The sequence below is a fragment of the Rhizobium leguminosarum bv. viciae USDA 2370 genome, assembly GCF_002008365.1.
GTDB classification, from domain to species: Bacteria; Pseudomonadota; Alphaproteobacteria; order Rhizobiales; family Rhizobiaceae; genus Rhizobium; species Rhizobium leguminosarum.
Map to the genome: position 1 here is coordinate 26,354 of NZ_MRDL01000007.1, position 12,588 is coordinate 38,941.

The window sequence follows — 12,588 nt, forward strand, 5'->3', positions numbered from 1 at the left end:
AGCTCTTACCAGCTTGGGACCATATTGGCCGCCTTCAGCCGCGGATAAAGACGCGCCTGAGCAGATTTGACGTCCGCCTCGAGGCTGTCGTCAACGACAGTGGGCGTGATATTGTCGAGGCAGGCGGTGATATGCGCCGTGATCGCGTTCATCAGCGAGAGCGAAACGCCAGGTCGCTTCATGATGCCGATCTGCACCGGCGGCAGCGCCGGAAAGCCGTCCGCCTGGCTCAGCACCTTCATGCCCGTTCGCAGCGCCGATTCCGGCATCACCGAAACCGCCATGCCGGCAAGCACGGCGGCGGCAACGACGGTGCAGGACCAGCTCGTGAACAGGATCTGGTGCTCGCGTCCCACAGCATCGAGCGCTGAGCAGGCGAGCTGGCGCCACTGGCAGTCGCGCCGGCCGACGGCAAGCGGCACCGGCGCGTCGTCACGGATCGGATGGTTGGCCGAACCCACCCAGCAGAGCGGCTCGGTTCTCACCACATCGGACATGCGCTCGCGCGGATTGTGGGTGACGAGCGCGATGTCGAGCTCGCCCTTATGCATGCGTTCGGCAAGATCTACCGAGGGCTCACAGACGATATAGAGCTCGACATTCGGATGTGTCTTGGCGAAGCGGCCGATGATTTCGGGCATGTAGCGGTCGGCATAGTCGTCCGGCGTGCCGATCCGCAGCATCCCCTCCAGCCTGTTGTCGTCGAAGGCCGCGATCGCCTCGTTGTTGAGGCGGATGATGCGCCGGGCATAGTTGAGCAGCTTTTCGCCCTCGACCGTCAGCCGGTTGCCGCGCCCGTCCTTGACGAATAGCTGCTTGCCGATGCGTTCCTCGAGACGGCGCATCTGCATGGAGACGGCGGATTGGGTCTTGTAGACCCGGTCGGCGGCCTTGGTGAAGCTGCCGGAATCGACGATGGCTATGAAAGTCTGCAATTGGTCGAGATCAAGAGGCGCGGACATATTGTCACCCATAAAGATAGCTGATGATAATCATTAGAAACATTCGTTGGACTGATCAATAGGTCTTTGGCATCTTCGGGATGCAAATCAAGCAAAGTGAAGGACAGACACCTGCCTGTCCGAGCCCAATTCAGCGTTGCTCCTTCCCGTGCGACCTCGCGGGAGGGGTGGGTTGTTGCGCGCCTAAAAGAAAATCGAAAGAAAGGAGAGTCCCATGCGGATGACAGACAGAACAATAGAACTCGACTGCGGCAAGCTCACCCCGACGTTTTCCCAGCGTCTGGCAGCAGGCCTCACACCGTTGACCTCCTTCTTTCGCGTGTTCCGCAATCGCATGGAGATAAACGGTCTAAACGATCTGAACGACACTCAGCTGAGGGATATCGGTCTCACCCGGACTGACCTGACCTCTGCGTTCCTGGCGTCGACCTTCTTCGAGGACCCGTCGGAACATCTGACGCGCTCAGCGCGCAATCGCTGGCGCCTGTCGCTCTTTCGCTCCCACGAAGAGTAGGAGCGACGAGTTTCCCCGCAGGGTGATAGCCAATTAGCCCTGCCGCTTGACCCGGTGATCGGCTTTCCCAAGCCATCTCCGGGTTTTTTTATGCCCTGTTGCGTCCTTTGTGCATCTTTCCAGACGCGCAAAGGACGCTGCAATATTATGGATTTGCGCGAATTCCTTTCCGAAAATCGATTCCGACTTTCGGGGTTATTCGCTGGTCTCAGAGGAGGACTTCGGCCGATAGGTTTCGAAGATCGCTTCCAGGTTCCTCTGATAGTTCTTCTGCACCTCCAGCCCGCTGTCGAACATGGCGTTCAGCATTTCGGTGTAGCTGTCGGTATTGACCTTCGCCTCTTCCTTCGGCGCCTCCGGTGCCTTGGTCTTAGTCTGGGCCGCCGGCTGCTGGCCAAGCCCGCCCATCATCTCCTGGAAGGCCTTGGCGAAGGGATTGTCGAGGAAGGGGTTCGGCTGAGATGTCGCTTCCGGCTTCGGCACCGAAAACATCAACTGCATCGCCTGCGTGAAGGGATTGTCGAAGATGCCGGGCTCTGGGGCCGTCTTCGGCTTCGGCGCAGAGCCGGTGCTTTCCAGCCATTTCTGGATGGTCTCGTTCATCGCGGTGTTGACGAAGGGGTTGACCGGCGAGGCCATCTGGCCGGTCGTCTGCTTGAAGAGCCCGCCCATCAACGTATCGGCCAGCACTGGCAGCATGCGTTTGTAGATATCCTGGCCGATGCCGGTCATCTGTGCGGCCTGGGCGGCGACCGCGCGCGAAACCTCCTTCGAGCCGAAGAGTTGGGCAAGGATGTTGTTGCCGTCGGAAATACCCTCCGGCGTGAAAGCCCGGCTCATATCCTCGAAATATCGCGCGTAATTGCCGGAGGAGACCGCCTGCATCAGTCCGACGAAATCATAGGGATTGCTGGTGCTGCGTTTCAGCCCGGCGGAAAAGGCCGGCATCAGCGCCGCCATCGCCTTCGTCGCCTGTTCCTGCGCGAGGTTGAACTGCCGGGCGATCGCCTCCATCGCCGCGCCGTTCTGCGCCTGCATCATCATGTCGAAGAGTGGCAGCATGGAAGTTCCTTTCCCCGGGTCGTGACGCGTTGTAACGCCACTATAACCGGAAATGGCAATGCGCAAACTGCTTTTTGCCATAAGAACTTAGGGAGGAATTTATCGAGAGCATGCGACCAAGGCTCCAGCCGCCGGTCGGTGGAGCACCACGTTGCCGGCCTTCATTTCCGCCGCTCGGAGACAGTCGAAAATAGGGGCTGTCAGAGCAATTCCGGCAAAGCCGCAACCGCTTTGGGTCGGCCTCAGTACTGATAGTCCTCGAAGACCGGCTCCACGGAACCGTGCCAGCGGCCATGATAGAGCGAAAGCAGATCCTCGGCGAGCGTCGCCTTCTTGGCGAGCACCTCGTCGAGCGGCGCCAGGAAGATGCTCTCGTCCTGGCCTTCCCGGTTGAGCTTGCCGCGCGCCTTGAGACCGGCCCTTGATATGCCGACCACCTCGCGCGCCATGTCGAAGAGCGGATGTCCGCGAAATTGTGCCTTCAGCCCTTCGGCAGGAACGGCATTGCGCAGGGCGCCGATCTCAGCAAAGCTCCAATCCTTCGTCAGCTCGTCGGCGGCCTCGAGTGCCGCATCGTCGTATAGCAGGCCGACCCAGAAGGCCGGCAGCGCACAGATGCGTCGCCACGGGCCGCCGTCGGCGCCGCGCATTTCGAGGAAACGCTTCAGCCGCACGTCGGGGAAAAGTGTCGAAAGATGGTTCGTCCAGTCACCCATCGTCGGCGCCGGATCGGCAACCTCACCCTTCAATGCGCCGTTCATGAACTGGCGGAAGGTGACATGGGTACAGTCGTGATAGTGGCCGTCGCGGACGATGAAATACATCGGCGCGTCGAGCGCCCATTCGGCATAGTCGCGGAAGCCGAAGTCGTCGCGGAAGGTGAAGTCGAGAAGGCCGGCGCGCCGGTTGTCGACGTCGCGCCAGATATCGCCGCGCCAGGAGAGCAGCCCGTTCGGCTTGCCCTCGGTGAAGGGCGAGGACGCAAACAGAGCGGTCGCCAGCGACTGCAGCTTCATCGAGACGCGCATTTTCTGGCGCATGTCGGCTTCCGAGGAGAAGTCGAGGTTCACCTGGATCGTGCAGGTGCGGTACATCATGTCGAGACCCTGGGTGCCGACCTTCGGCATATAGCGGGTCATGATCTCGTAGCGTGATTTCGGCATCTGCGGGGTTTCCGCATAGGTCCATTTCGGACTGCCGCCGATGCCGAGGAAGCGGATACCCATCGGCTCGGCGATTTCGCGCAGCGTCGCCAGATGCTGGTTCGATTCCTTGCAGGTCTCGTGGATCGTCTCCAGCGGTGCGCCGGAGAGTTCGAACTGGCCGCCAGGCTCGATCGAGATCGCGCCCATGCCGTGCTGCTCGGCAAGGCCGATGATGTTGCCGCCGTCGGTGATCGGCTCCCAGCCGCTTTTTTTCTGCAGGCCGCTCAAAAGGGCCGAAATGCTGGCATCGCCGAAATAGGGAACCGGGCTGTTGTCGGCGCGGAAGAAGGCGAATTTCTCGTGTTCGGTGCCGATCCGGAAGCGCTCCCGCGGCTTGTTGCCCGCGGCGATATAATCGGTCAAATCCTGGACCGAAGAGAGCGGTGTCTGGTCGGTAGTGTCGCGGGCCATGCGGGATACCTGTATTCAAAAAGGCGCCCAGGGGGCCGGGCAGTTGGAAGGGTGATTAGGACCCAAGCCACCCATGTTGCAAGTGAAATTGTTTCAACGACGCATCAAAAAAATAACAGCGATTTCCATGTCAACCCGTTTTCGACCTTAGTTCCAGTCGCCGATCGCCGCCTGGACCACCGCCAAGGCCGCAACGGCCGCCGTATCGGCCCGCAGGATGCGCGGTCCGAGCGGAATGGCGGTGACGAAATCGAGGCTTCGAAGCCGCGCCCGTTCCTCTTCCGAAAAGCCGCCTTCCGGCCCGACGAGCAGAGCGAGATGTCTTTCCCTGATCGCTGACAGCACTGGCAGCGGGTTCTGCCCGGCATCGCCCTCGTCGCAATAGATGATGCGGCGCTCGCTTGGCCAGCGGGCGAGCAGGTCGAGAAGTCTCACCGGCTCGGCCACATCGGGAATGCCGAGAATGCCGCATTGCTCAGCCGCTTCGACGACATTGGCGCGCAGCTTGTCGAGACTGGTGATCTTGCCCTGGACGTGCTGGGTCATGACCGGCTGGAGCAGGCCCGCCCCCATTTCGACCGCCTTCTGCACGAGGTAATCCATGCGGCCGACCTTGAGCGGCGCAAAGAGATAATGCAGGTCGCAAGGCTGCGGCTGCGGCCGCGTCTCTTCGGTGGCCGTCAGCTGAATGCGTTTGCGCGTGGGGAAGGAGAGGCTAGCCTTCCACTCGCCGTCACGGCCGTTGAAGAGCAGGATCGCCCCACCTTCCTCCATCCTCAGCACATTGGCGAGATAGTTGAACTGATCGGCATTTGCCTCCACGATGGCACCGCTGGAAAGCGGCGCCTCGACGAAAAGCCGTTGCATACGGAAATTGGCGCGCATTCGAAAACTCGAGACCTCAGACGAAGAGCGCGAACATAACCCAATAAATCATTGCCGCAAGCGCTGCCGAAACCGGCACTGTAACGATCCAGGCGGCGACGATCGTCATGAAATGCGAGCGGCGCACGAGATAGCGCCGTCGCGTCTCGTGGATATTAGGCTCCTCCGGCTCGTCGATATCAAAGCTCTCGGCCTTGCGCCTGATATAGGCAATGCGGCGCTTCGAATGGCGGGTGTACCATTCGCGAAAGAACCCGACGCCGAAGACCGAGCCGACGGCGATATGTGTGGTGCTGACCGGCAGGCCGAGCCAGGAGGCGACGATGACGGTAAAGGCGGTCGACAGCGCGACACAATAGGCCCGCATCGGATTGAGCTTCGTGATCTCCTCGCCGACCAGGCGGATGAGGCGAGGCCCGAAGAGCAGCAGGCCGACGGAGATGCCGAAGGCGCCGATCAGCATCACCCAGAGCGGCGGATGCCCGATGCCGCCGCCGCCAATGCCGACCGAATGGACGATCGCCGACAGCGGCCCGACCGCGTTCGAAACGTCGTTTGCGCCATGCGCGAAGGACAGCAGCGCCGCAGAGCCGATGAGCGGCAGCCGAAACAGCGTCCGCAACGAGCTATTGCGGTTTTCGAGAGCCCGCGCTTGGGCGAGAACGAGTGGTCGGGCGGCAAGCCAGCTTACCAGCCCGATGCCGATCCCGATGAAGAGGACGGTCAGCGGCGGGAACCTGCCCGGGGGCGACAGCTGCAGCACCATGTAGGCCATGAAGCCGCCGGCCATCACCGCGACCAGCACCGGCACCCAGCGTTGCGCCGCCGCGACCTTGTCATCGCGATAGATAATGAGGGTCTTGACGAGATAAAGCAGCCCGGCTGCAATCAGCCCGCCGATCAGCGGCGAGGTGATCCAGCTCGAGGTGATTTCCAGCATCACCTGCCAGTTCACCGGCTCCGGCCCGACCGCTGAGATGCCGGCCCCGATCACCGCGCCGACGATCGCATGGGTAGTGGAAACCGGCGCATTCATCCAGGTTGCGAGGTTGATCCAGAGGGCCGCCGCCATCAGCGCCGCCATCATGATCCAGCCAAGCAGCACCGGCGACACCTGGACGGCGTCGACGATGTTTGCGGAAATCGTCTTGACGACCTCGCCGCCGGCGACCGTGGCGCCAAGAACTTCGAAAATCGCAGCGATGACCAGTGCCTGGCCCATCGTCATGGCACGCGCGCCGACGGCGGCACCAACGTTGTTGGTCACGTCATTGGCGCCGATGTTCATCGCCATGTAGCCGGCAAGGGCCGCCGCTGCCACGACGAGCATCGCTCCCGGCCGGTCGAACACATAGACGCCAGCAAAGAGCATGGCGAGACCGACGAAAATCAATCCGAGGCCAGGCGCCACCAGCCGTCGCAAAACATGCTTCGCCACGTCCTCGGCATGGGTGATCTTGTCGAGGTCCTTGTCGAGCGTACGTTTCGTGAGGACTGCGGGACGTGGCGGCATTCTTTTTCCTGAGGATGACTCTGCTTCTACCCTGCTTTCCTAGCAGTGCAAGATGGCAGGATTCATTCCGCCGGAATTTGCTTTGCCGCTCCGGCCGAAAGCCGGTCGGTCATCGTCCGCTTGAAGGCGAGCAAGAGGTGCCGGAGCTCCGGTTCACGCACACGCCCGGCCGCCTCGTCGAACGAGACCCATTCAATGCGGCGCTCGCCTTTTTCCTTGAAGTTCTTTGCCATGTCGGTGACTTCGAGCGCATAGACCTGCACCTTGCAGATCACCTGTACCCCGTCGCGCAGCACCTTCGAATAACTGTAGGCGCCAAGCGTTTCCGTTTCGACCACGCCGCGGACGCCGGCTTCCTCGAAGGCCTCCTGCATCGCGACCTCATGGGCGCATTTGCGCGTCATCGGCCAGCCCTTGGGAATGACCCAGCGGCCGGTGTCGCGGCTCGTCATCAACAGCACCTCGACCTCGCCGCTCTTCTTCTTTACCCGGTAGCAGAGCGCACCATATTGCTGTCGCGGCGGGCGCCGGAACATCAGTTGCACATCGGAAGCCAGTCGGGCGAAAAGAGTCAATGGTCGGGTCACCTTCACAGTCGTCGTTAGGAATCACTCATATACGTATATCACGGAAAGCTTACGCAATTCAAAAAGGCGCAGCACGACTCGAAACGCGATTTGATCGCCGTTCATAGGGGAAATCGAGGTGGGACAGGTTCGGAAAATCCGTCACACCCTGTCTCGAATGCGTCACATTGCACAGCTGTACAATATGGCGTGATCTTGCCTTTCGTTCAATGGCGAGATTTAGTGATCCACTATGATCTGGTGAATGTCGTCCTCATGCGTCTTCCATCGCTCAATGCCATCCGCGCCTTCGAGGCCGTCTGCCGTCATGGCAGTATTCTGAAGGCTGCCGAAGAGCTGAATGTGGTGCGCGGCGCCGTACGCCAGCAGATCGCCACGCTGGAGAACCACTTCGGCCGCAAGCTCTTCACACGTGACGGCCGCAGGCTCGTCCCGACCCTGCAGGCTCGGGCTTTTGCCGAAGCTTCGGCTGCGGCTTTCGACATCCTGCAGCGTGCTGCTTTTGAGCTCGAAGGGACCGCGGCGAACCGCATCCGTCTCGGCGTGCCCTCCGCCTTCGCAGTCTGGTGGCTGATGCCGCGTGTCGCAGCGATGCAGGCAAGTCTCGGCGACGCGGCGGTCGACATCGTGCCGATGACCATCGTCGAACCGTTGCAGATGCACCCAGAATTGGACGCTGTGATCATGGGCGGTGAATATCGTCCGGCCGCGGGCATCACCGCCCTGCGATTCATGGAGGACGAGTTCGGCCCGGTCGCCACGCCTTCGCTTGCCGCGACACTATCGCGCGACCCGGTGGCGATGGGCGCGCTGACGATGCTCGCCAGCCGCAGCGTTCCGAAGCTCTGGGACGAATGGTTTGCCGAAAGCGGCACGCCGCCGGTCGTCTTTTCCCGCGCCCAAGAATTCGAGGATCTGCTGCTGGCCCTGGCTGCCGCCCGCTCCGGGCTTGGCATCGCACTTGCCCCGCGTGCCTCGATCGAGGACGATCTCAAGCGCGGGCATCTGGTCGCGCCCTACGGCTTCATTTCCCGGCCATCGGGTTACAGCTTCTGCTGCCGCATGCCGGATGCGAAACGGCCAGCCTTCGCGGCCCTGTCCGGTTGGCTGCTTCGCTGCGGGACACCGGCCTGAAAGAGCAGATTTTCTGCCCCTTCGCCAGAATTACTTCCATATCGGCCGCCTCGTCGCTCCGCTAAAGCAATTCCAGCAAAAGTGTGCAGCGGTTTTGCGTCCGGAATTGCGCAAACCCCAGAAACCGCACGAACACGGAATTGGGAAGAGAGATGATTGAAAAGAGCGCAACCCGCATCGACTGGATCGGCAACAGCTGCAGGCTGCTCAAGGCGACGGCCGCCGAATTCGAGCGGACGCGTCCTTTCGAGGGCCTGTCGATCGGCACCGGCATTCATCTGGAGCCGAAGACGGTGGCGCTGTTGACGACGCTTCGCGCCGGCGGCGCGCGTCTTGTCTGCACCGGCAATCTCAACAGCACCCAGCCTTCGACAGTCGAGTTCCTGCGCTCGCAGGGCATCACGGTTTTCGCGACGCAGACGACGGATCCGGCCGCTCACCATCAGAACCTCGAAGCGGTCATTGCCGAAAAGCCGGATCTGCTGCTCGACAATGGCGGTGATCTCTTCGCCATCGCGGCGGAAAAACTCTACGCCAATCTCCGCGGCGGCACCGAGGAGACCACCTCGGGCCGTACGCGCCTGCTGCCGCTGCGCGCGCGGCTGAACATGCCGATCCTCGTCATCAACGACAGCCCGATCAAACAATTCGCCGAAAACAGGCATGCCGTCGGCCAGAGCCTGTTCGAAAGCTATCTGCGCTTCACCAACCGCTCCACCAACGGCAAACGCGTGACGGTGTTCGGCTACGGTGCTTGCGGCAAGGGCACGGCCACCTGTTTCCGCAATGCCTTTTCAACCGTCAGTGTCGTCGATATCAATCCGGTGACGACGCTCGAAGCCCATCTCGATGGTTTCGTCACGCCGCTGCGCAATGCAGCGATCCGCTCGGCCGATATCATCGTCACCGTCACAGGTTTTGCCGGCATCGTGACGGCAGCCGACCTGCCGCTCGTCAAGGACGGCGCGATCCTGATGAATGGCGGCCATTTCCCGCATGAGATCGATGTCGAAGCCTTCCGTCGCCATCCCGATGTCACCGGCACCGACCGCTACGAGGCCGATCATATCGAGACCTTCCATCTGAGCGACGGCCGCTCCTTCCATGTGCTGGGCGGCGGTCACATGACCAATCTCGCCGGTCCTCGGCCGCTCGGCAATACGGTCGAGTCGATGGATCTCGGCTTCACCCTTCAGGCCCGCTGTCTGGAACGTATCGCCAGGGGCGAAGCCGGTCCCCAATCCTGCCTCGTGCCTGTGCCCGCCGATATTGATGCGTTGGTAGCAAACGCCTATCTCGATCTGGCGCGCTAATTCTGCCGACGGATTGAGATCAGTCGATCTCGACGACGAGCTTCCCGTCTGCCTGCCGGTCTTCGATCAGCCGATGTGCCTCATCTGTATCGGCAAGGGTGAAGCGGCGCGGGTCGAGCTTCGGCATCACCTTGCGGGCTTCGACGAGCTTCGTCATCTCCCGCATGATCTCACCATGATGGGCGCGTCCTTCGCCGGTCAGAAGCGGCAGCAGCGTGAAGACGCCGGAATAGGTGGCGGCCTTGAAGGACAGCGGCGCCAGCGCATGGCTTCCCCAGCCAAGGCAGCTCACAACGTGGCCAAACTGGCTGACGGCTCGGAATGCCGTATCGAGCCCCTGGCCGCCGACCGTATCGTAGACCAGATCGAAACCCTTGCCGCCGGTGTGTCTTGCGACATAGGTTTCAACCGTTTCCGCGTCACGATCGATCGGCGTTGCGCCAAGGCCGGTGAGATAATCCGTTTTCGAAGCGCCGTCGACCACATAGACCGCGGCTCCGGCAGCCTTGGCGATCTGTGCGACGATATGGCCGACACCGCCGCCGCCAATCACAAGAACCTTCTGGCCGGCCTTGACCCCGGCGCGGTCGACCAACCCTTCCCAGGCGGTAATTGAGATCAGCGGCAGGGCGGCTGCCTCGCGCATCGACAGGTTTTGCGGCTTCAGCGCCAGCAGACCGGCGTCGACAGCTGCAAATTCGGCAAGCGATCCCTGAATGCCGCCGACCCCGCCGGTCATGCCGTAGACCGAGTCGCTGCGGCGGAAACCGCTGACGCCAGTTCCGATCTCTTCGACGACACCGGCCATATCGATGCCGACAATGGCGGGAAGCGGATGGCGGGCATGGGCCGCGTTGCCGGCCCGGATCTTGAGATCGAGCGGATTGACGCCGCTTGCCTTAATGCGCACCAGAACCTGGCCTTCGCCGGGCACCGGCTTTGCAATATCGGCGATGCGCAATGGCGAATTCGGCATTTGCGCCAGGAGCGCTTTCATCGTTGATTCTACAGGCATGGAACTCTCCTTCGTTCGCGGTGCGGCGTCTGCAGGGGCACCGCAATTGGCGTGGAAGAAAGATGGTTCATTGAAACGCGAATGAAAATGAAAGATAACGACTGAAGCCCATGCATTTTTGTTTGACGGATGCGAGCGATGGAATGGAGCGACCTCAAGCTGTTTCTGGCCATCGCCCGGTTCGGCACGCTGGGGGCAGCAGCCCGCAGCCTCGGGCTGACGCAGCCGACTGGGCAGGCGGCTGCGTGTCCTTGAAGCCTCTCTCGGCCAGACGCTTTTTCAGCGCACGGCCGATGGCTTCGTGCTGACCGACGAAGGCACAGCGGTGTTCGCCGGCGCTGAACGCATCGAGGAGGAGGCGCTCGCCATGGAGCGCGTCCTTGCCGGCGGCAGCCGTCAGCTCGATGGATTTCTCAGGCTATCCTCATCCGACTGGTTCGGCGCGCATGTGCTTTCGCCGGTGCTGGCGGAATTCTCACAAGTCCATCCGAAGGTAGAGATCGAATTGCTGACCGACAGCCGGCTTCTCAACCTGTCGCGACGCGAAGCCGACCTCGTCTTCCGCATCCGACCTTTCACGGAAGCGGAGATCATATCGCGCAAGCTCATCCATATCGAATACGGCCTTTACATCAGACGCGGCGCGCAGCACCCCGAAGCCGGCGACGGCACGGGCGCCCGCCTCATCACCATGGACGAGGCTTTTGGCGACATGCCGGATGTCGGCTGGCTGCAACGCCTGTTGCCGCGGGCCGACATCGTCATGCGCAGCAACAGCCGCGACGTGCAGGCGGCGCTCTGTGCCAATGGAGCCGGGCTCGCCGTCCTGCCGCGGCCGCTTGGCGATTCGCATGCCGCCATCGAACTGGTCGATCTCGGTGAACCGACGCCGGGCCGCGACACCTGGGTCGGCTATCACCGCGACATGAAGCGCCTGGCGCGGCTGCGCGCCCTGCTGGATCTCGTCATCGAGAGATTGGCGCGCTGAACCGGCGCTGCCATCAGCGCTCCCAATAGGGGACGGGACCGTAAAGCTCTGCCAGATAGTCGATGAACAGCCGCACCTTGGCCGGCAGGAACTGCCGGCTGGGATAGACGGCCGACAGCGCGACATTGTGCGAGCCCTCATAGGCCGGCAGCACCTGCACCAGCCGGCCTGCCTTGAGCTCTTCGCCGATATCCCAGGTGGAGCGCAACGCGATCCCGAGGCCGGCGATGACAGCCTCGCGGATCACCTCGCTGGAATTGGTGATCAGCATGCCTTCCGGCCTGAGACTCAGCGCCCCGTCCGGCCCGTTCAGCCGCCAGGTGTCGTTATTGTGGGCCGGTAGGCAGCGGTGGTGTTTCAGCTCTTCGATATGCTTCGGCTCGCCATGCGCTGCAAGGTAGTCCGGTGAAGCGCAGAGCAGCCGGCGTACCGGCGCCAGACGGCGGGCAACGAGGCTCGAATCGGTAAGTTCGGCGATGCGGATCGCCAGATCGAAGCCGCCGCCGACGATGTCGCTGAATTCGTCGGTCAGCACCAGGTTGATCGCAAGCTCCGGATGCGCCTCCATGAAATCTTTCAGATGCGGCGCGATATGCATGCGCCCGAAGGAGGTCGGGGCCGAGATCTTCAGCGTGCCGTGCATCTGCGCCGAGCGGCCTGAGATATAAAATTCTGCCTCCTCCAGCCCGGCGAGAATGCCGAGAACGCGGTCGTAGAAGCCCTGTCCGGCTTCCGTCAGCGAGATCTGCCGCGTCGTGCGCTGTAAAAGCCGGGTACCCAGCCGGTCTTCCAGCCGCTTGATCCGTTTGGAGACGACGGCTGGGGAAAAGCCGAGCGCACGCCCGGCGAGCGACATGCTGCCTGTCGAAACGACCTTGGCAAAGATTTCGAGATCACCCAGATTGGTCATAAGGTTTTGTGACTTTTTCCCCTTTTGGCATAAGTGCTTAGCATTTGCGCCACTTTCGGGAAAGTGCTAAGCCGGTCTATCGGCGGCAG

At 61.9% G+C, this 12,588-nt stretch carries 11 protein-coding genes and 1 pseudogene; 4 read left to right on the top strand and 8 right to left on the bottom strand.

The window, feature by feature from the left end; translation table 11 throughout:
* Nucleotides 1–5: 5 nt before the first annotated feature.
* Complete coding sequence (locus tag BS629_RS03050) at nt 6–962, bottom strand: LysR substrate-binding domain-containing protein (protein WP_032981583.1); 957 nt, start codon at nt 960–962, stop codon at nt 6–8.
* 214 nt (nt 963–1,176) lie between these two features.
* Between BS629_RS03050 and BS629_RS03055 the strand changes: the two genes are divergently transcribed.
* A complete protein-coding gene (locus BS629_RS03055; protein ID WP_018244940.1) occupies nt 1,177–1,476 on the top strand; it encodes a YjiS-like domain-containing protein in 300 nt (99 codons plus the stop codon).
* A gap of 195 nt (nt 1,477–1,671) precedes the next feature.
* Here the strand turns inward: BS629_RS03055 and BS629_RS03060 are convergent, their stop codons facing one another.
* From BS629_RS03060 to BS629_RS03080, 5 genes are all read right to left on the bottom strand, one after another.
* Nucleotides 1,672–2,538, bottom strand: a complete 867-nt coding sequence (locus BS629_RS03060; protein ID WP_077987937.1) for a DUF937 domain-containing protein — start codon at nt 2,536–2,538, stop codon at nt 1,672–1,674.
* A 242-nt stretch (nt 2,539–2,780) separates the two neighbouring features.
* Nucleotides 2,781–4,154, bottom strand: a complete 1,374-nt coding sequence (locus BS629_RS03065) for a glutamate--cysteine ligase (protein ID WP_018244942.1) — start codon at nt 4,152–4,154, stop codon at nt 2,781–2,783.
* Between the two features lie 147 nt (nt 4,155–4,301).
* The gene (locus BS629_RS03070; protein WP_018244943.1) at nt 4,302–5,039 is read right to left on the bottom strand and encodes a 16S rRNA (uracil(1498)-N(3))-methyltransferase; all 738 of its coding nucleotides are present in this window, start codon (nt 5,037–5,039) and stop codon (nt 4,302–4,304) included.
* Between the two features lie 16 nt (nt 5,040–5,055).
* Entirely contained in the window at nt 5,056–6,552 is a 1,497-nt protein-coding gene (locus tag BS629_RS03075) for an inorganic phosphate transporter (RefSeq protein ID WP_018244944.1), read from the bottom strand.
* Nucleotides 6,553–6,614: 62 nt separating this feature from the next.
* The gene (locus BS629_RS03080; protein ID WP_018244945.1) at nt 6,615–7,127 is read right to left on the bottom strand and encodes an NUDIX hydrolase; all 513 of its coding nucleotides are present in this window, start codon (nt 7,125–7,127) and stop codon (nt 6,615–6,617) included.
* Between the two features lie 234 nt (nt 7,128–7,361).
* Between BS629_RS03080 and BS629_RS03085 the strand changes: the two genes are divergently transcribed.
* Entirely contained in the window at nt 7,362–8,273 is a 912-nt protein-coding gene (locus BS629_RS03085) for a LysR substrate-binding domain-containing protein (protein ID WP_018244946.1), read from the top strand.
* 155 nt (nt 8,274–8,428) lie between these two features.
* Nucleotides 8,429–9,586 (top strand): adenosylhomocysteinase, encoded by a 1,158-nt coding sequence (locus BS629_RS03090; protein ID WP_026188631.1) that lies wholly within the window; start codon nt 8,429–8,431, stop codon nt 9,584–9,586.
* A gap of 19 nt (nt 9,587–9,605) precedes the next feature.
* Here BS629_RS03090 and BS629_RS03095 read toward each other — a convergent pair whose 3' ends face one another.
* On the bottom strand, nt 9,606–10,601 hold the full coding sequence (locus BS629_RS03095) for a zinc-dependent alcohol dehydrogenase family protein (RefSeq protein WP_018244948.1): 996 nt from the start codon (nt 10,599–10,601) through the stop codon (nt 9,606–9,608).
* 138 nt (nt 10,602–10,739) lie between these two features.
* Between BS629_RS03095 and BS629_RS03100 the strand changes: the two are divergent.
* Nucleotides 10,740–11,589, top strand: a pseudogene (locus tag BS629_RS03100) (LysR family transcriptional regulator).
* Between the two features lie 13 nt (nt 11,590–11,602).
* Here the strand turns inward: BS629_RS03100 and BS629_RS03105 are convergent.
* The gene (locus tag BS629_RS03105) at nt 11,603–12,499 is read right to left on the bottom strand and encodes a LysR family transcriptional regulator (RefSeq protein ID WP_018244949.1); all 897 of its coding nucleotides are present in this window, start codon (nt 12,497–12,499) and stop codon (nt 11,603–11,605) included.
* Between the last annotated feature and the right edge of the window lie 89 nt (nt 12,500–12,588).